An 18,881-nucleotide genomic window follows, 5' to 3' on the forward strand; every position below is an offset into this window, starting at 1 on the left:
TTTCCGTTAAAGAGACCCGACACTCCATCCCGACAAAGGGCATCCTCCCGTGCAGACTCCCACCCGTGACGAGTGGCTCGCCAAGGCCCGTACCCTGTCCGAAGCGCTGCCCTACATGCGCCGTTATGCCGGGAGCACCTTCGTCATCAAGTACGGCGGCCACGCCATGGGCGACGCCGGTCTGGCGGAGCTGTTCGCGCGCGATATCGTGCTGCTGAAGCAGGTCGGCATCAACCCGGTGGTCGTCCACGGCGGTGGGCCGCAGATCGGCCAGATGCTGGAGCGGCTGAAGATCAAGTCCAGCTTCATCGACGGCCTGCGCGTCACCGACAAGGAGACGGTCGAGGTGGTCGAGATGGTGCTGGCCGGCTCCATCAACAAGCAGATCGTCGCCGCCATCAACAGCGCCGGCGGCCGCGCCGTCGGCCTGTCGGGCAAGGACAGCAACCTGATCACCGCCCGCCGGCTGGAGCGCGTGCAACGCGATCCCGACAGCAACATCGAACGGGTGCTGGACCTGGGATTCGTCGGTGAACCCTACAAGGTGAACCCGGAGATTCTGCAGGCCCTCGCCAAGTCGGACATCATCCCGGTGATCGCGCCGGTCGGCTTCGACGTGAACGGCGACACCTACAACATCAACGCCGACACGGCGGCCGGTGCGGTCGCGGCGGCGGTGAAGGCGGCGCGCTTCTTCCTGCTGACCGACGTCGCCGGCGTGCTCGACAAGGAAAAGAAGCTGATCGAGAAGATGTCGCTGGCGGATGCCCACAAGGCCATCGCCGACGGCACCGCCTCGGGCGGCATGATCCCGAAGATCGAGACCTGCATCGGCGCGGTGGAGCAGGGCGTCGACGCCGCTGTTATCCTGGATGGCCGCGTGCCGCATGCGCTGCTGCTCGAGATCTTCACCGAGGGCGGCGCCGGCACCCTGATCGGCAAGGCCTGACGCCGGAATAAGGGGGACTGATGTCCGACCTGCGCAAGGATTTGCTCCGCCAGATGAAGGCCATCCGCGAGAAGATGGACCCGAAGCTGGTGGAGCGCGCCAAGCTGGCGGCGTTGGGCAAGGTTCCCTACGACAGCGACGCGGCGAAGGAGGCGGTCGGCCATTTCCTGGACGCCAAGCGGGACGGCGGCGCCTTCCGGCGCAAGCTGGAACAGGCATTGAAGGCCGAGGGTGCGGCGCTGGACCTCGACAATGGGGAGAAGGTGCCGCCACCCGTTAAGCCGCGACGCGGCGGTCGGCTGACGTAAATTGCCCTCTCCCGGGGCGGGAGAGGGGCGGATTACCGACGCAAGGAGCACAGCCTTGCTGCATGTCTTCGTCAATGACGGCGGTCTGCTGCGTTGGGTCAGGGAGGCTGCCGCGGAGGAGGCGGCGCCATTGCCCGACTCCGCCGTGTGGCTCGACCTCATCAATCCGACGTCCGAAGAGTTGGCGCGGGCGGAGGCGCTGATCGGAACGGGCCTGCCCACCCGCGAGCAGATGGCGGAGATCGAGGAGTCGAGCCGTCTCCGCGTGACCGGCGGCGCCTTGACCATGACCGTCACCGCGCTGGTCTGGGCCGACACCGACGAGCCGCGCATCGCCACCGTCAGCTTTGTGCTGGCCGGGCGGCGGCTGGTGACCATCCACGACATCGATCCGCAGGCGCTGCTGGCCTTTCGCCGCCGCGCCACCCATGGCGAGATCTCGGCCGCCCGTGGCGAATTGGTTCTGGCGGCGCTGGTGGATGGGATGATCGACCGCACCTCCGTCGTGCTGCGGCGGACCGGGGTGGAGTTGGATGCGCTGAACCGCCGCTATTTCCGCGGGCGCAAGCTGCGCTCCCGCGGCGAGACGCTGGACGATGCCCAGACGCTGAAGCGCATCGGCCATGCCGGCCATCTGATCGGCAAGGCGCGGGTCAGTCTGGCCAGCCTTACCCGCATGACCGACTTTCTGGCGCGCGGCGACGGCTGGCATTCGGGCAAGGCGACGCGGCGCTGGGCCAAGACCACCCTGCAGGACCTGCGCGGGCTCGACCAGTATGCCCGTTTCCTGGCCGGCAAGGTCGCGCTGGCGCTGGATACAGCGTTGGGACAGATCAATGTCGAGCAGAACGAGATCGTCAAGATCGTGTCGGTGCTGACCGTCCTGCTCTATCCGCCGACCCTGGTCGCCAGCATCGGCGGCATGAACTTCACCGACATGCCCGGCAGCCATTCGCCCTTCGGCTATGCCAGCGCCTTGGGGCTGATGCTGCTGTCGGCCTTGCTGCCGATGGTCTATGTGCGGTCGAAGCGCTGGATGTAGCGCATTTCCACAATATGGCAGACGGATCGTCCGCGGCGCTTTCCTTTTGACAGGCGCGTCCGTCGTCGGCAGGATGGGCGCATTCCAGGGGGGTCCCGACAGGGGGCTGAGATACCAACGGCCGGACGGCGCCAAGCGTCGCCGGCAGCGTGGTGACCCTTCGAACCTGATCCGGGTCATACCGGCGAAGGGAGGGACCTCGTGACGGGCCGACCACGCCCCCGTCCGGCCGCATCGCCCCCGCTATGCCGGGGAACGGCCTGCACGAAGATACCGCACCTCCGTCCGCAGTCCCGGGTTTGTCCGCCCAACTCCGACGGAGAAACCCAATGCCTAAGGACTTCAACGAGAACGCCATCCGCATCTCGACCGGCCCGCTGCCGTCGTCGCGGAAAATACATGTGTCCGGCACGCGCTTTCCCGACCTGCGCGTCGCCCTGCGCGAGATCGCGCTGTCGGGCGGCGAGCCGCCCCTGACCGTTTATGACGCCTCCGGCCCTTACACCGACGAGTCGGTTGCCATCGACGTGCGGGCCGGGTTGGCCAAGCACCGCCGCGACTGGATCCTGGCGCGTGGCGACGTTGAGACCACCGACAGCGGCGTGCTGCGCGCCAAGGGCGGCGGGGCAGTGACCCAGATGGCCTACGCCCGCGCCGGCATCGTCACCGCGGAGATGGAATACATCGCCGTCCGCGAGAATCTGGGCCGCGCCGCAGCGCTGGAGGCCGCCAGTGGATCGGGGCGCGACGGCGAGGATTTTGGTGCCGAGATCCCTGACTTCATCACCCCGGAATTCGTCCGGGACGAGGTGGCGCGCGGGCGGGCGATCATCCCGTCCAACGTCAACCACCCCGAGTCGGAGCCGATGATCATCGGCCGCAACTTCCTGACCAAAATCAACGCCAACATCGGCAATTCCGCCGTGACCTCCTCGATCGAGGAGGAGGTTGAGAAGATGGTCTGGTCGATCCGCTGGGGCGCCGACACCGTGATGGACCTGTCCACCGGCGCCGACATCCACCAGACCCGTGAGTGGATCCTGCGCAACTCCCCGGTCCCCATCGGCACCGTGCCGATCTATCAGGCGCTGGAGAAGGTGAATGGCAAGGCCGAGAATCTGACCTGGGAGCTGTTCCGCGACACGCTGATCGAACAGGCGGAGCAGGGCGTCGATTACTTCACCATCCATGCCGGCCTGCGGCTGGCCCACATCCCGCTGACCGCGAAGCGGGTGACCGGCATCGTCTCGCGCGGCGGCTCGATCATCGCCAAATGGTGCCTGGCGCATCACCGCGAGAATTTCCTCTACGACCATTTCGCCGACATTGTCGAAATCTGCCGCGCCTATGACGTGGCGCTGTCGATGGGTGACGGCCTGCGGCCGGGCAGTCAGGCCGACGCCAACGATGCCGCCCAGTTCGCCGAGCTGGAAACCCTGGGCGAGCTGACCAAGATCGCCTGGGCGCGCGACGTGCAGGTGATGATCGAGGGGCCGGGCCATGTGCCGATGCACAAGATCAAGCACAATGTGGAGAAGCAACTGGCACTGTGCGGCGAGGCGCCCTTCTACACGCTCGGGCCGTTGGTGACCGACATCGCGCCGGGCTACGACCACATCACCAGCGCCATCGGTGCGGCGATGATTGGCTGGTTCGGCACGGCGATGCTCTGCTACGTCACGCCGAAGGAGCATCTGGGCCTGCCCGACCGCGACGACGTGAAGGCCGGCGTCATCGCCTACAAGATCGCCGCCCATGCCGCCGACCTCGCCAAGGGCCACCCGGCGGCGCGGCTGCGCGACGACGCCATGTCGCGTGCCCGCTTCTCCTTCCGCTGGCGTGACCAGTTCGCCCTGTCGCTCGATCCCGACACGGCGATGGCCTACCACGACGAGACCCTGCCGGCGGAGGGCGCCAAGACCGCGCATTTCTGTTCGATGTGCGGACCGAAATTCTGTTCGATGAAGATCACGCAGGAAATCCGCGACGCCGCAGAGTCCGGCATGGCCGAGATGTCGCAGAAGTTCCGCGAGTCGGGCGGGGAGATCTATCAGCCGGCGGCGGAGTGAGGGAGGGGGAGGGGGCAGGTTACTGCCCCCTCCGTCATCCCGCGTACCTGATCTCCAGCACCTCGACCTGCTCCATCCCCGCTGGCGTACGGACGTCGACCAGATCGCCTTCCCGCGCTTTCAGCAGGGCGCGGGCGATGGGGGAGATCCAGCTGACATGGCCGCGGTCGGGGTCGACTTCGTCGGCGCCGACGATGGTGATGGTGTTCTCCGACCCGTCCTCGCGGGCATAGGTGACGGTGGCGCCGAAGAAGACCTGTTCGCGGTTCTTCTGGTCCTGCGGATTGACCACCACCGCCGATTCCAGCCGCTTGTTCAGGAAGCGGATGCGGCGGTCGATCTCGCGCAGGCGCTTCTTGCCATAGAGATAGTCGCCATTCTCAGACCGGTCGCCGTTGCCGGCGGCCCAGGACACCACCTCCACCACCTTCGGCCGCTCCACCCGCAGCAGGTGGCGCAACTCCTCCTGCATGCGTTGGAAGCCGGGCGGGGTCATGTAGTTCTTGAAGCCCTGCGGCAGCGGTGCCGGATCGTCGAGTTCGTCGTCGTCCGGCGTGTCGTTCTCGCGGGTGAAGGCCTTGCTCATGGTCCGACCTGTCCTGTGGCAGGGGTGATAACGTCCGGGAAAAGGAAAAGGCGCCTTGCGGCGCCTTTTCCCGTTCCAGAGGTCCCGGTTGGGCCGTTGGGCTTACCGCTTCCACCAGCCGCGGCGCGGCTTGGCATTTGCCTCGTCCTCGTCACCGGCGGGAGCCGGCTCGTTGGCGGGCTCGGCGGCCGGAGCGGGCTGGGGCACCGGAGCCGGAGCGGCGGCGACCGGTGCGGCCTCCGCCGGAGCCTCGGCAGCGGTCTTGCGCTTGCGGGACGCCTTCTTGGCCGGAGCCTTGTCGGTCGCGACCTCCGCCGGGGCTTCGGCGGCGGCAGCGGCCTTGCGCTTGCGGCCCTTGGCCGGGGCTTCGGCAGCGGCCGGAGCGGCCACGGGAGCGGCCTCCACCGGCGCCTCGGCGGCAGCCTTGCGCTTGCGCGAGGCCTTCTTGGCCGGCGCGGCTTCGGCAGCGGCTTCCACCGGCGCTTCGACCGCTGCGGCGGCCTTGCGCTTGCGGCCCTTGGCCGGGGCTTCGGCAACCGCCGGAGCGGCCACGGGGGCAGCCACCGGGGCAGCCTCGGCCGGAGCCTCGGCAGCGGCCTTGCGCTTGCGCGACGCCTTCTTGGCCGGAGCCTTCGCAGCGGCGGCTTCGGCCGGAGCCGGAGCGGTCACCGCCGGCTCGGTGGCGGTCACCGGAACCGGAGCTTGCTCGACCGCCGGGGCCGTATCGCCAGCCAGGATCCAGTCGAGGTCGCTCGCCTCGGCCGGGGCCGGAATGGCCTGAACCGGAACGGCGGGCTGCTCGGAACCGGCCTCCTCGCCGCCCTCCAGGCCTTCCGCACCCTCGCGGCGCGACCGGCGACGGCCACCGCGCTTGCCGCGGCGGCGCTTCTTGCGGCCTTCGCCGTTGCGCTCGCCGGCGTCGGCGCCGGTTTCGTCCTCGCCGTCCTCATCCTCGTCGTCGCCTTCGGCTTCAGCCGAGTCGGCGTCGGGTTCGGAGATGGCGGCCCCGGGGATCGCCTCGGCGGCAATCGGCAGAACGGTCTCCTCGGTCTCCTCCGTCTCGCCCTCGCCCTCGGCGGTGTCGCCCTCGGCCCGGCCTTCCTCGCGATCACGGCCACGGCCCCGACGGCGGCGGCGGCGGCGGCGACGGTCCTCGCCATTGCCATCGCCGTTGGTCTCGGCACGCTCGGCAGTCTCCTCGACCTGGGCGGCTTCGACCTCGGCTTCCGGCTCCTCCACCGGCTGGACCGGCTCGGCGGCGAGCGCGCGGTCGGTCTCGGCCATCACGCGGTCGGCGCTGACCAGCGGGCCTTCCTCGTCGGGCAGGCGGGCTTTGTTGCGCTCCAGACGGTGGTCCGGGGCGATCAGGGTATCGTCGGCCTGGACCATGACGCTGAAGGCATGACGCTCTTCGATCTTGGCCAGTTCACCGCGCTTCTGGTTGAGGATGTAGAGCGCGATGGAGGTCGGCACGTAGATGGTGATCTCCGCCGACCGCTTGCGGATGCCCTCTTCCTCGATGGCGCGCAAGACGTGCAGCGAGGCGGATTCGACCGAACGGACGACGCCGGTGCCCGAGCAGTGCGGGCAGCGCTCGAAGTTGGTCTCCAGCAGCGACGGACGCAGACGCTGGCGCGACAGCTCCAGCAGGCCGAAGGCGGAGATGCGGCCGAGCTGGATGCGCGCCCGGTCGTTCTTCATCGCCTCCTTCATGCGGCGCTCGACGGCGGCGTTGTTCCGCGGCTCCTCCATGTCGATGAAGTCGATGACGATCAGGCCGGCCAGATCGCGCAGGCGCAGCTGGCGCGCCACCTCGTCGGCGGCCTCCAGGTTGGTCTTGTAGGCGGTTTCCTCGATGTTGCGCTCGCGGGTCGACTTGCCGGAGTTGACGTCGATGGAGACCAGCGCCTCGGTCGGGTTGATGACGATGTAGCCGCCGGAGCGCAGCTGCACCACCGGGCTGTGGATGGCGTCGATCTGCGTTTCCACCTGATAGCGGTGGAACAGCGGGATCTGGCTGTCGCGGTACAGCTGGACGCGCTGGGAATGGCCCGGCATCAGCATGTCCATGAACTCGCGCGCCGTGCGGAAGCCGGCCTCGCCCTCGACCCAGATCTCGTCGATGTCGTTGGCGTAGAGATCGCGGATCGACCGCTTGATCAGGTTCGCCTCTTCATAGATGAGGCAGGGCGCCGACGACTTCAGCGTCTGTTCGCGGATGTCGTCCCACAGGCGCAGGAGATATTCCAGGTCGCGCTTGATCTCGGGCTTGGAGCGCTCCAGCCCGGCGGTGCGCAGGATGACCGCCATGCCATCGGGAATGTCGAGATCCGACAGGATTTCCTTCAGGCGCTTGCGGTCGGCCGGGTTGGTGATCTTGCGGGAAATCCCGCCGCCGCGGCCGGTGTTGGGCATCAGGACGCAGTAGCGGCCGGGCAGCGACAGGTAGGTGGTCAGCGCCGCACCCTTGTTGCCGCGCTCCTCCTTCGTCACCTGCACCAGCATGACCTGCCGGCGCTTCACCACTTCCTGGATCTTGTAGGAACGCAGCGGGCGCGAACGGCGGCGCTGGGTCTCGGCCTCTTCGTCCTCGTCGCCGCCGACCATGTCGGGGCTGTCGGCGGCCTGTGCGGCGCCCTCGGTCTGGGCGGCCTGCTCGTCACCGGACTCGGTGTCTTCGGCGCCGTTGTCGTCGCCGTCCTCCTCATCCGACGCCTCGGGCGCGATGGGGGAGGGCATCGGCGACCATTCCTCGACGATCTGCTCGGGGCGGATCGGCTCGCCCATCACGGCGCCGTCGGCGGCGGCCTCGGCCCGGGCTTCCGCCTGCTCTTCCAGCCGGCGCTCCTCGGCCAGCAGGGCCTCGCGGTCGGCGATGGGTATGCGGTAATAATCGGGATGGATTTCGGAGAAGGCGAGGAAGCCGTGGCGGTTCCCGCCATATTCCACGAAGGCCGCCTGAAGCGAAGGCTCGACCCGCGTCACCTTCGCCAGGTAGATGTTGCCCTTCAGCTGCTTGCGGCTGGCGATCTCGAAATCGAGTTCTTCCAGCCGGTTCCCATTGACCACGGCAACCCGGGTTTCTTCCGGGTGCGTGGCGTCCACCAGCATGCGCTTGGCCATATACGGTCCTCAACGGCGCGACCCAGGGAACCCGCGCGACCGGTCGGGCCGCCTGGACGCAGCGTCTGTTGTGGGCGAAGCATACGGCACGACGGACCGGAACCGTCGAACGGCGCTGACGAGAGCAGCCAGGACGGCCCGGTCGACACGCGCCGGGCTGCCGCCTTGCGGCCACAGCCAGCTTCGAGGTTTCGTCCTCTCACCGCCAATCCGAACGCGCCACCCCGCGACGTCCCTCCGGCGCGGATGGCCGGACAGGCGGTGTCGGAGGCGACGCCGCAGCCCCTTGGTCGGCCCCGTGACCGGCGATCGGCTGATCCTGGGAGGTTGGTCCCGGCATCAGCGAATCGGCGCTCACCTTGGGAGTCCGACCCGAATCTGGCGAATTGCGGTCTGTCGCAAAGATACCATAGACAAGCGATCCCTCTTGCACAACGCGGAAATGCGCCGATTCGGCGAACAAGTTCGTCGCGGGGAAGCGAAGGAGCGTGCCTCCACCATGGCAGCCCGTCCCGACATGGCCGCCGCCACGCTCGCGATCACTGTTGCAGGAACGGCACCCCCGTCCGGAATTGACTCAAGCTCTGACGATCCGCGTTGAGAGCGTTGAATTGGCTAGGCTATAGCTGAGCGTCCGTTGCCTTGTTTTGTGCCCCTTCAGCCGCCGAGGAGTTTCGATGCCACGGCCGCCCAGCCCGACCACAGCCGCCGTTCCAGCCATCGCTTCGGCCCATCGACTGGCGATGCGCATTCTCGGTGCGGTTCTGCCGGTTCTGCTGGCGCTGGTGCTGATCGGCTTCGGGACGGCTGCCATTGCGAGGGCGCAGACCACCGCGGCCCTGCCGTCGGCGCCGCCGCGCACGGCGGTGGTCGATGCCCGGCTGGGCATCCATCCGGACAAGACCCGCTTCGTGCTGGAGCTGAGCGACACGGTGTCCTTCACCGTGTCGATGGCCGCCGATCCCTACCGCGTCATCATTGATCTGCCCGACCTGATCTGGCCCGGCGGCGCGCTGCCGGTGGAGGGCAAGGGAGTGGTCGCGCGCTACCACCATGCGGCGGGCGGCCCCCGCGGCACGCGCCTGACCTTCGAGACGGTCGGTCCGGCCCGGCTGCGCGACGGCTACATGATCCCGGCGCGCGACGGCCACCAGCCCCGCTTGGTGCTCGACCTGGAGAAGATCTCGGCGGCGGAGTTCAGGCAGCTCGCCGCGGCCGGGAAGGACGCCAAAGAGGTTACCGGCAAGAGCCCGTTGACGATGTCGTCCATCGTCTCGTCGGCGATGGCGGTTCCGGCGCCGGTTCCGGCTCCGCAGCCTTCGCCGCCGGCTGCCGAAACCAATGCCACCGTCAGCGCCCCGCCGCCCTTCGCGCCGCTGCCGCCGATCCCGCCTGCCCAGCTGATCCCGGCCGCGCTGCCCGTTGCCCCGCCGCTGCCGGACAACAAGCCGCCGACGGTGGCGGAAAAGCCGCTGATCGTGCTCGATCCCGGCCATGGCGGCCAGGACCCCGGCGCCATCGGCGTCGGCGGCATCTATGAGAAGGACATCACGCTCGCCACCGCCAAGGAGGTGAAGCGCCAGTTGGAGGCGACCGGCCGCTACCGGGTGAAGCTGACCCGCGACAGCGACGTGTTCATCCGCCTGCGCGACCGCGTCTCCATCGGGCGGGAGGCCGGCGCCGACCTGTTCATCTCGCTGCATGCCGACAGCATCAGCAGCGGCGACGTGCGCGGCATGTCAATCTATACCCTGTCCGACAAGGCGTCCGACCGCGAGGCGGAGATGCTGGCCGCCAAGGAGAACCGGGCCGACGCCCTGGTCGGGCTCGACCTGTCGGGCGAGAACAAGCTGGTCGCCAACATCCTGATCGATCTGGCCCAGCGCGACGCCATGAACCATTCGAAGCGGTTCGCGACGCTGGCGCTGCAGAATCTCGGTCGCGACGTGCCGCTGATCCCCAACCGGCCGCACCGGCAGGCCGGCTTCGCCGTGCTGACCGCGCCCGACGTGCCGTCGGCGCTGATCGAGATGGGATACCTGTCGAACCAGCGGGATATCAAGCTGCTGACCTCCTCCGGCCACCGCGAGCGTTTGGGCAAGGGGCTGGCCCGGACCATCGACGCCTATTTCCGTTGGCTGCACGGCACGCAACGGAGCTGAAACGCGGCCGGGCTGCCGGCATACTGATTGCCCGAATACCCCCTTTGCGCCGGCGCCTTCTTGCGTGCGCCCTCTGCGTGTCACATTTTCCTGACATGACGGGAACGAGGGCGGCACTTCGCACCGCGGCGGTGTAGGATGCGCCGCCCTGTCAGGCGCACCTGCGATCCGGATCCATTGGAACCGGACTGCCGGCGCGCCGTTCGTCGTCTCTTGCGGGATCGGTCATGCGCCTTCTTTTGTCCTTGCTGATGGCCTTCGTGATGCTGGCTCTTGCCGGCGCCGGGGGGCTGGTCTTCCTGTTCGAGCATTACGACCACGACCTGCCCGACTACACCAAGCTGGCCAACTACGAGCCGCCGGTGACCACGCGCATCTATGCCGGCGACGGGCGCCTGATGGCGGAATTCGCGTCGGAACGGCGCATCTTCGTGCCGATCGACGCCATGCCGCGTCAGGTGATGAACGCCTTCATGGCGGCCGAGGACAAGAATTTCTATGGCCACCAGGGCGTCGATCCGATCGGCATCCTGCGTGCGATCCTGACCAACGTCGAGAATTTCGGCCGCGACCGCCGGCCGGTCGGCGCCAGCACGATCACGCAGCAGGTCGCCAAGAACATGCTGCTGACCAACGAGGTCTCCTTCGCCCGCAAGATCAAGGAGGCGATCCTGGCGATCCGCATCGAGCGGACTTTCACCAAGGACCGCATCCTGGAGCTGTACCTGAACGAGATCTTCCTGGGGAACCGCTCCTACGGCGTGGCGGCGGCGGCGCTGAACTATTTCAACAAGGCGCTGGACGAGTTGAGCATCGAGGAGGTCGCCTTCCTGGCGGCCTTGCCCAAGGCGCCCTCCAACTACAATCCGGACCGCCAGCACGACGCCGCCGTCGCCCGCCGCAACTGGGTGATCGGCCGCATGGCGGAAGACGGCTACATCACGCCGGAGGAGGCGAAGGCCGCGCAAGGACGGCCGCTGGTCACCCGCAAGCGCGACGAGCAGGAGGTGGTGACCGCCGAGTATTTCTCCGAGGAGGTCCGGCGCGAGCTGGTGAAGCTCTACGGCGAGCAGGCGCTGTATGAGGGCGGGCTGTCGGTCCGCGCCTCGATGGACCCGACGCTGCAGGCGACCGCGACCAAGGCGCTGCGCGACGGGCTGATCGCCTACGACCGCCGCCATGGCTGGCGTGGCCCGGTGGCCAAGATGGAGAATTTCGACAACTGGCCGAAGAAGCTGGCCGCCCTGCCGCCGCCCGCCGGGTCGGAAGGCTGGAAGATGGCGGTGGTGCTGAAGGACGACCAGTCGGACGGGCTGGACATCGGACTTGCTGACGGCAGCCGCGGCCGCATCCCGCTGTCGGAACTGCGCTGGGCCCGTGCTTCCAAGGATGGCGACGTCGCCGGCCCGGCGATCCGCAAGCCGTCCGATGTCGCCAAGCTGGGCGATGTCCTGCTGGTCGAGCCGCTGACCGGCCCGTCGAAGGACGAGGATGAGAAGCCGGCCAAGAAGGGCGACAAGTCCGCGCCCAAGGAACTGCCGCCGAACAGCTACGCCCTGCGCCAGATCCCGCAGGTGCAGGGCGGCCTCGTCGCGCTCGATCCGCACACCGGCCGCGTGCTGGCGATGGTCGGCGGCTTCTCCCCCGCCATGAGCGTGTTCAACCGTGCCACCCAGGCGCTGCGCCAGCCCGGTTCGTCCTTCAAGCCCTTCGTCTATCTGACGGCGCTGAACCAGGGCTTCACCCCGTCGTCGCTGGTGATGGACGCGCCCTTCTCCTTCGATCCGGGCGGCGGACAGCCGGTCTGGCGGCCGGAGAACTACAGCCATGAATTCTACGGCCCGACCCCGCTGCGCGTCGGCATCGAGAAGTCGCGCAACGTCATGACCGTCCGCCTCGCCCAGCAGATCGGCATGGACAAGGTCAAGGCGCTGGTCGAGAAGTTCGGCATCGTCGACAACCTGCAGCCCTACCTGCCGATGTCGCTGGGTGCCGGCGAGACGACGGTGCTGCGGCTCGCCACCGCCTACGCCATGCTGGACAATGGCGGCAAGCGGGTGGTGCCGACCTTCATCGACCGTGTGCAGGACCGCAACGGCAAGACCGTTTTCCGCCACGACAACCGCCCGTGCGAGGGCTGCAACAACGTCGCCTGGAAGGACGGGATGGCGGTGCCGGCGGTGCCCGACACCCGGGAGCAGGTGAACGACCCGCGCACCACCTACCAGATCGTCTCGATCCTGGAAGGCGTGGTTCAGCGCGGCACCGCGGCGGCGCTGAAGTCGCTGGGCAAGCCGCTGGCCGGCAAGACCGGGACCACCAACGACAGCCACGACGCCTGGTTCATGGGTTTCTCGCCCGATCTGGTGGTCGGCACCTACATCGGCTTCGACCAGCCGCGCTCGCTGGGCGGCCACGAGACCGGCGGGTCCGCCGCGGTGCCGGTGTTCAAGGAGGTCATGCAGGTGGCGTTGAAGGACAAGCCGGCGACGCCGTTCCGCGTGCCGCCCGGCCTGCGCCTCGTCCGCGTCAACCCGGCCAACGGCCAACTGGCCCAGCCGGGGGACAACCGCGCCATCTGGGAAGCCTTCCTGCCGGGCACCGAGCCCAACCCCGACCAGCCGCAGGTGGTGCTGGACGGCTCCTCGCAGGCTTCTGGCGCCATGATGGGCGATCCGAACGCCACAGGCGGCTTCGGCTCGCAACAGCCGGGCGTGCCGGCCCCGCCGGCCGCGGCGACGCTGGGAACCGGCGGGCTCTACTGAGCCAAAAGAAGAGGGGCGCCCACAGTGGGCGCCCCTCTTCTTTGCATTCGCTACGAAGCGATGCTGTCGCGGTCAGTGCGTCGAACCCGCCGCCGACAGCGAGGCCAGCGCGTCCACCGGGCAGGTTCCAAGCGGGCGCAAAGCGGGTTCCAGGGCGGCGAACATCGCGCGCACGCCGTCCTCGTTGACGTGCAGGGCGTCCATGAACAGCTCGTCCTTGTCCACCGCGCGGCGGGCGTCGACCACGGTGACGCCAGCGGGCAGGCGGCTTTTCAGCTCGGCGAAGAAGGCGTCGAAATTCCTCAGCTTGCCGGCATAGGTCGGGAAATAGGGGGTGATGACCACCGCCACCCGGGTGCCGTGCGCCTGGGCGCTGCGGATGATGTGGTCCAGCGCCTGCCAGTTGACGTCGGCGGCGGTCATCACTTCCTCGGGCGCGGCGGCGAGCTGGATTTTCATCGGTTCGGGGATGGCGCCCACCAGGGTGCGGTCGGCGGCGGGCTTCACCAGACCGGCGATCAGCCGCATGGTCTGGTTGTTGTTGAAGGTCATCAGGTGGAAGGCGTGGTTGGCCATCCACAGCTCCTCGTTCTCCTGCCGGACGAAGGCGTCGATGCGTGGCGAGTAGTAGGCCAGCAGCGGCAGGTCGGCGAGGTCGTGCGGGTTGTCGACCACGCCGGTCGGCTCCAGCACCAGCAGGCGCGGCGCGCCGTGGCGTTCGACGTAGTCCTCCCACAACAGGGCCGACAGCACGGTCGGCGCCCCGCCCATTCCCAAATTCAACGCCCGGCCACAGGTCATGTCCTGCAGGGCGGAGACGGGGAAATGGTTGTCCGCCCGCGAGTTGCCGAGCACCAGCACGTCGGCCGGCCCGCGAACCGGGTGCGGCTCGGCTTTCAGGGCGGCCTTCACCAGCAGGGGACTCGGCTGCTCTCCCTGATCGGCGGGCGGTCTGGCGGGCGGCTTGATGCCCGGCCTTTCGGCTTCCGGTTCGAACGGGCGGTAGATCGCCATGAAGCGGTCGCTGGAGCGCAGCAGCAGGCCGCCCAGCGCCGACGCCAGGACCCGGTCCATCGCCGTGACGGTGGCGAGGATCAGCACGATGCAAGCCAGAAGGCGATACATGGGAGGGGGCTCCGTCCGGTCAGAACTGGAAGTAGATGAAGGCGTGGTTGGCGAAGCTGCCGAACAGCAGCATCACCAGGATCAGGGCGGAGCAGGCCATCGACCGCGCCACCACATTCATCCCGGCATAGCGGCGGCCGGCTCCACGCTCGATCATCGCGTCGACCATCAGCACGATCAGGCCGGTGACGGCGACACGCAGAAGCGAGCTGGCCTGCTGGTTGCCCTGCTGAAGCCCGAAATCACCGTCGGCGATGATGCCCAGGATGGTCCAGACCGTGTGCAGGTTGTCGGCGCGGAAGGGCAGCCAGGTCAGCGTCACCACGGCGAAGACCAGCCCGATCATCACCAGCCGCCCGGCGGCCAGCACCGGACCGCTGAGCCGCACCGGGCTGAGGACGGCCAGTCGGCGGGCGCCGTCCTCGACCAGCATCAGCCCGCCATGCAGCGCCCCCCACAGGACGAAGGTCCAGTTGGCGCCGTGCCACAGGCCGGAGATCAGCATGGTGATGACGACGTTGCGGATGCGCAGCCAGCGCGTGCGGCTGCCGCCCATCGGCACATAGACATAGTCGCGGAACCAGGTGGACAGCGAGATGTGCCAGCGCCGCCAGAAATCGCGCATGCCGGTGGCGAAATAGGGCCGGGCGAAGTTCTGGCACATGGTGTAGCCGAAGATCTGCGCCAGCCCGATGGCGATCAGCGAATAGCCGGCGAAGTCGCCGTAGATCTGCAGCGAAAAGCAGATCAGCCCGATCACATGCTGGAGCGCATTGAAGAACTCCGGCTGGTGGAAACGGGCATCGACCACCACGGCGGCGTTGTCGGCCAACCCGATCTTCAGGAAATAGCCCCAGATCACCTTTTCCAGCCCGGCGAAGCGGTCCTCGAACGGGATGTCGCGCGGGCGCTGCTGGATTTGCGGCAGCAGGTCGCGTGCCCGCACGATGGGCCCGGCCACCAGCTGCGGGAAGAAGGCGACGAAGCTGGCATAGCGCACCAGCGAGCGTTCCGGCTGCTTCAGCTCTCCCGTATAGAGGTCGATGCCATAGCTGAGATTTTGGAAGGTATAGAAGGAGATGCCGACCGGCAGCAGGATGTCGAGCGTCCGCCGCCCGATCTCGACCCCCAGCGAGGCGAGCGCCACCTCGGCGCTGTCGGCGAAGAAGTTGTAGTATTTGAAGAAGAACAGCATGCCCAGGTTGGCACCCAGGCTGATGAACAGATACATCTTCTTGGTGCTGCGGTCGGGCGCATCGGCGATCTTCAACCCGCAATAGAAGTCGATGAAGGTGCTGAGCGCCAGCAGGCCGCAGAACCGGTAGTCCCAATAGCCGTAGAAGATGTAGCTCGCCACCAGCAGGAAGGGCGTAAAGGCGCGGGTGCGGGCCAGCGCCATGAAACCGGCGCTGAACACGGTGATGAACAGCAGGAAATTCAGGCTGGTGAAGCTCATCGTGCCCCCGGCAGAGGTGGTCGCGCGTCCTTGCATCCGCGCAGGAATGGCCATGCGCGGAAACGCGCAAAAAAGGCGCGGAACGACGCCGACCATAACCTCGATTTCGGGAATTCCCGGTCGCCGCGGTAGGGTTGTGCGGCCGGATTTGGGACGTACTCTGAAATGAGCCGGGCCGATGATCCCAAACGGTTAGGACCTCCAAGCAGGGGCTGGGCCATACACGAAAGTGGCAAGCCCTCCCATTGCGGGCTTCCAGTTGGCCTGCCCGCGGTCATTAAGAGGGTGCAAGGCGGGGAACGAGCGGCTACATATGCAGCCGACAAACCCTTCAACTCTGGCTGACGAGGAGGCACCGCCATGCGGGCCGAGATCGAAGCGGCCGCCGGCGAGATCAGAGAATCGCTGGCGCTGCTGAGGAGGCATCTTTGACTGGGACAATGCACTGCGGCGTCTCGACGAACTGAACAACCTCGCGGAGGATCCCAAGCTTTGGGACGACCCGACGCGGGCCCAGACCATCATGCGCGAGCGCACCCAGCTCGACACCTCCGTCGCCGGGTATCGGGCGCTGGAGCGCGATCTGTCCGACAGCCTGGAGCTGATCGAGATGGGCGAGGCGGAAGGGGACGCCACCGTCGTCGCCGATGCCGAGGCCCAGCTCTACGGCCTGCGCGACCGCGCCAACAAGCTGCAGATCGAAAGCCTGCTGTCGGGCGAGGCCGATGCCAACGACTGCTTCGTCGAGGTGAATGCCGGCGCCGGCGGCACGGAGGCCCAGGACTGGGCGCTGATGCTGATGCGCATGTACACCCGCTGGGCGGAGCAGCACGGCTACAAGACCGAATGGCTGGACGAGACGCCGGGTGAAGAGGCCGGCATCAAGTCGGCCACCGTGCAGATCAAGGGCCACAACGCCTATGGCTGGCTGAAGACCGAGGCCGGCGTGCACCGTCTGGTGCGCATCAGCCCGTTCGACAGCCAGGCGCGGCGCCAGACCAGCTTCGCCGCCGTCTCGATTTCCCCGGTGATCGACGACAAGATCGACATCGAGATCAACGAGAAGGACTGCCGCATCGACACCTACCGTGCGTCGGGCGCCGGCGGCCAGCACATCAACAAGACCGACTCGGCGGTGCGCATCACGCACATCCCGACGAACATCGTGGTGAGCTGTCAGCAGGAACGGTCGCAGCACAAGAACCGCGCCAAGGCGTGGGACATGCTGCGTGCCCGCCTGTACGAACGCGAGCTGAAGATCCGCGAGGATGCCGCCGCCGCGCTGGAAGCCACCAAGACCGACATCGGCTGGGGCCACCAGATCCGCTCCTATGTCCTGCACCCCTACCAGATGGTGAAGGATCTGCGGACGGAGGTGGAAACCTCGCAGAGCCAGGCGGTGCTGGACGGTGCGCTCGATCCCTTCCTGGAGGCAGCGCTCGCCTCCCGGATCAAGGGGCAGAGCGACGACGCGCACGCCGCCGGGGGCTGACGGGTCGGAACGAAAAAAGGGCGGTCGCTTGCGGCCGCCCTTTTTGATTCCCAGCATTCTGGAATGCAAGGCTGGGCTCGGCTGTTTCAACAGGCTGCGGCCCCAACGATCTGGAGCAACCGATCCATGAACAGACTTCTTCTTCCGGCCCTGTGCGGCGCCATGCTGCTGGCGAACCCGGCCTTCGCGGCCTGCGAGACCGACAATCTGCCGGACGAGATGCGACAGGCATTCATCTCCGGCGCGCAGGAGGCGTTGAACGAGCATGGCTTCAACGCCGGAACGGTCGACGGCAAGATGGGATCACGCACCCGCACGGCGATCCGCTCCTACCAGCGAGCGGCGAAATTGCCGGTCGACGGCTGCGCCACCCAGGGGCTTCTCGACCACCTGAACTTCAGCCAACCCAAGATTTACGGCCCGAACAAGCCCCGCTGATCCGGGTTTATGGTTTCAGGCCAGCATGTCGAGCAGGCGGCGGCTGTTCTCCTGCGTCGCCTGCAGCACCTTGGCGTTCGCGGCGAAATCCACCTGGGCGGAGGTCAGGTCAAGGACCACCGCCGGGTCCAGGTTGCCCGCGGCGATCTGCTCCGACGCCGCGTCGGTCCGCGCCTGCGCATCCTGCAATCCGTCGAGCGCGCTGGCCTGCGGCCGGTAGGGCGTGGCGGTGGTGCCCGGTCCAATGGCTGATCCGATGTCCATGACGCGCTGTCCGGCTGGTTGAAAGGGCAGGATAGCGGGCTGACGGTTTAGGGTTGGTGAATGCGGAAGGCGTCGGCTGGCGAATGCCCCCTCCCTAACCCTCCCCCACCTTCGGTGGGAGAGGGGACTGCCGCCGCTTCGCATAAGGCACCCTCTCCCTCGAAGAGGGGGAGGGTTGGGGAGGGGGCAGCGGCCGAAGCGACCTCACCCCTCCGCCAGCCAGTCCGCCAGCCGCCCCAGGAACGCCGTGGCCTCCGCCGGATCGTGCAGGCTCCAGGTCGCGGCGGTCTCGGCCGGGCTTTCCATCACCCGGATGCCGACTCCCCGGCCGGCCAGGGCGCGGAAGGCGTCCTCGTCCGTCTCGTCGTCGCCGAGATAGATCGGCAGGGTGCCGTTTCCCTCCAGCCCCAGCGTCTCCAGCAGGGTGAGCACGGCGCGGCCCTTGTCCCAGGGCAGGTTGGGGCGAAGCTCGAACAGTTCCTTGCCGCCGGTGATGCGCAGGCGCGGTTGCGCTCCCGCCACCGCGCGGACGGCTTCGCCGACCTGCGGCTTGTCGGGCGTGGCGACCTGCCGGGTGTGGATGGCGATGGCGAAGCGCTTGCGCTCCACCAGAGCGCCGGCGATGCCGCCGAGCCGGTCACGCAGAAGCCGTTCGGCCGCGTCGAGGTCGGGAACATACTCCACCCCCACCTGCCGGCGCAGGTCCGGGCCGCGCAGGTCGAAGCCGTGGCTGCCGGCATAGACCAGCCCCTCCACCGCGACCATCGCCGTCAGGTCATCCAGGTCGCGCCCGCTGACGAAGGCGACCGGGCAGAGGGCCGACAGCCGCTGCACCACCGCGCGCGCCTCGTCCGGCATCACCGCCAATTCGGGGCGCGGTGCGATGGCGGCCAGCGTTCCGTCATAGTCGAGGAACAGGGCGGGGGTGCGTCCGTCCAGTGCAGCGGTGAACGCGTCGAATTCCGTGAAAGCGGATGGGGGGAAGAGGGTCAATGCTGGCTCCTCGCGCCGCTGCCTGTCGGGATGCGGCGGCTGACCGGGGCCGGCACGCCGCAGGTGAGTAACGGGCGGGAGGAGAAGACGGCCAGAGTCCTGACGAAAT

The 18,881-nt window shown here is 67.9% G+C and carries 14 protein-coding genes and 1 riboswitch; of the genes, 8 read left to right on the forward strand and 6 right to left on the reverse strand.

The annotated features are described in order from the left end of the window. Nucleotides 1–49: 49 nt before the first annotated feature. The 4 genes from argB (at nt 50) to thiC (ending at nt 4,368) form a co-directional block, all read left to right on the forward strand. Entirely contained in the window at nt 50–949 is a 900-nt protein-coding gene (gene argB, locus TSH20_RS13935) for an acetylglutamate kinase (RefSeq protein WP_085088015.1), read from the forward strand. 20 nt (nt 950–969) lie between these two features. Further along, the gene (locus TSH20_RS13940; protein ID WP_109075301.1) at nt 970–1,257 is read left to right on the forward strand and encodes a hypothetical protein; all 288 of its coding nucleotides are present in this window, start codon (nt 970–972) and stop codon (nt 1,255–1,257) included. Between the two features lie 55 nt (nt 1,258–1,312). Next, nucleotides 1,313–2,299 (forward strand): CorA family divalent cation transporter, encoded by a 987-nt coding sequence (locus TSH20_RS13945; RefSeq protein ID WP_109075302.1) that lies wholly within the window; start codon nt 1,313–1,315, stop codon nt 2,297–2,299. A gap of 76 nt (nt 2,300–2,375) precedes the next feature. After that, nucleotides 2,376–2,509: riboswitch (TPP riboswitch) on the forward strand. 119 nt (nt 2,510–2,628) lie between these two features. Further along, a complete protein-coding gene (gene thiC, locus TSH20_RS13950) occupies nt 2,629–4,368 on the forward strand; it encodes a phosphomethylpyrimidine synthase ThiC (protein WP_109075303.1) in 1,740 nt (579 codons plus the stop codon). 34 nt (nt 4,369–4,402) lie between these two features. Here thiC and greB read toward each other — a convergent pair whose 3' ends face one another. Beyond that, entirely contained in the window at nt 4,403–4,954 is a 552-nt protein-coding gene (gene greB / locus TSH20_RS13955) for a transcription elongation factor GreB (protein ID WP_109075304.1), read from the reverse strand. A 102-nt stretch (nt 4,955–5,056) separates the two neighbouring features. Continuing rightward, entirely contained in the window at nt 5,057–8,077 is a 3,021-nt protein-coding gene (locus TSH20_RS13960) for a ribonuclease E/G (protein ID WP_109075305.1), read from the reverse strand. A gap of 677 nt (nt 8,078–8,754) precedes the next feature. On the opposite strand from TSH20_RS13960, the gene TSH20_RS13965 reads away from it, so the two are divergent. Together TSH20_RS13965 and TSH20_RS13970 are read left to right on the forward strand one after the other, a co-directional pair. After that, nucleotides 8,755–10,239 (forward strand): N-acetylmuramoyl-L-alanine amidase, encoded by a 1,485-nt coding sequence (locus tag TSH20_RS13965; RefSeq protein WP_109075306.1) that lies wholly within the window; start codon nt 8,755–8,757, stop codon nt 10,237–10,239. 227 nt (nt 10,240–10,466) lie between these two features. Next, nucleotides 10,467–13,004 carry a penicillin-binding protein 1A gene (locus TSH20_RS13970; RefSeq protein WP_109075307.1) on the forward strand — a complete coding sequence of 846 codons (2,538 nt, stop codon included), beginning with the start codon at nt 10,467–10,469 and terminating at the stop codon, nt 13,002–13,004. Nucleotides 13,005–13,076: 72 nt separating this feature from the next. Here the strand turns inward: TSH20_RS13970 and TSH20_RS13975 are convergent, their stop codons facing one another. Next, nucleotides 13,077–14,129 (reverse strand): hypothetical protein, encoded by a 1,053-nt coding sequence (locus tag TSH20_RS13975; protein ID WP_109075308.1) that lies wholly within the window; start codon nt 14,127–14,129, stop codon nt 13,077–13,079. A gap of 19 nt (nt 14,130–14,148) precedes the next feature. Then, on the reverse strand, nt 14,149–15,585 hold the full coding sequence (locus TSH20_RS13980; protein ID WP_109075309.1) for an MBOAT family O-acyltransferase: 1,437 nt from the start codon (nt 15,583–15,585) through the stop codon (nt 14,149–14,151). A gap of 360 nt (nt 15,586–15,945) precedes the next feature. Between TSH20_RS13980 and prfB the strand changes: the two genes are divergently transcribed. Next, nucleotides 15,946–17,077 (forward strand): peptide chain release factor 2 gene (prfB, locus tag TSH20_RS13985; protein ID WP_108546617.1). Its coding sequence is split into 2 segments (ribosomal slippage): nt 15,946–16,014 and nt 16,016–17,077, totalling 1,131 coding nucleotides; the frame shifts between segments, so codons are not numbered across the junction. Nucleotides 17,078–17,203: 126 nt separating this feature from the next. Next, nucleotides 17,204–17,515, forward strand: a complete 312-nt coding sequence (locus tag TSH20_RS13990) for a peptidoglycan-binding domain-containing protein (RefSeq protein WP_109075310.1) — start codon at nt 17,204–17,206, stop codon at nt 17,513–17,515. A 15-nt stretch (nt 17,516–17,530) separates the two neighbouring features. Here the strand turns inward: TSH20_RS13990 and TSH20_RS13995 are convergent, their stop codons facing one another. Both TSH20_RS13995 and otsB read right to left on the reverse strand, forming a co-directional pair. After that, nucleotides 17,531–17,779, reverse strand: a complete 249-nt coding sequence (locus tag TSH20_RS13995) for a hypothetical protein (protein ID WP_109075311.1) — start codon at nt 17,777–17,779, stop codon at nt 17,531–17,533. A gap of 204 nt (nt 17,780–17,983) precedes the next feature. After that, nucleotides 17,984–18,772 carry a trehalose-phosphatase gene (gene otsB / locus TSH20_RS14000; protein ID WP_109075312.1) on the reverse strand — a complete coding sequence of 263 codons (789 nt, stop codon included), beginning with the start codon at nt 18,770–18,772 and terminating at the stop codon, nt 17,984–17,986. Nucleotides 18,773–18,881: the final 109 nt, after the last annotated feature.

It is taken from the genome of Azospirillum sp. TSH20 (genome assembly GCF_003115935.1).
GTDB lineage: Bacteria > Pseudomonadota > Alphaproteobacteria > Azospirillales > Azospirillaceae > Azospirillum.

Bases quoted from the DNA above. Each gene is read 5' to 3' on its own strand.
- TSH20_RS13995 (WP_109075311.1), bottom strand. From the start codon at position 17,779: ATGGACATCGGATCAGCCATTGGACCGGGCACCACCGCCACGCCCTAC.
- TSH20_RS13965 (WP_109075306.1), top strand. From the start codon at position 8,755: ATGCCACGGCCGCCCAGCCCGACCACAGCCGCCGTTCCAGCCATCGCT.
- TSH20_RS13960 (WP_109075305.1), bottom strand. From the start codon at position 8,077: ATGGCCAAGCGCATGCTGGTGGACGCCACGCACCCGGAAGAAACCCGG.
- greB (WP_109075304.1), bottom strand. From the start codon at position 4,954: ATGAGCAAGGCCTTCACCCGCGAGAACGACACGCCGGACGACGACGAA.
- TSH20_RS13970 (WP_109075307.1), top strand. From the start codon at position 10,467: ATGCGCCTTCTTTTGTCCTTGCTGATGGCCTTCGTGATGCTGGCTCTT.
- TSH20_RS13975 (WP_109075308.1), bottom strand. From the start codon at position 14,129: ATGTATCGCCTTCTGGCTTGCATCGTGCTGATCCTCGCCACCGTCACG.
- TSH20_RS13990 (WP_109075310.1), top strand. From the start codon at position 17,204: ATGAACAGACTTCTTCTTCCGGCCCTGTGCGGCGCCATGCTGCTGGCG.
- TSH20_RS13980 (WP_109075309.1), bottom strand. From the start codon at position 15,585: ATGAGCTTCACCAGCCTGAATTTCCTGCTGTTCATCACCGTGTTCAGC.
- thiC (WP_109075303.1), top strand. From the start codon at position 2,629: ATGCCTAAGGACTTCAACGAGAACGCCATCCGCATCTCGACCGGCCCG.
- TSH20_RS13940 (WP_109075301.1), top strand. From the start codon at position 970: ATGTCCGACCTGCGCAAGGATTTGCTCCGCCAGATGAAGGCCATCCGC.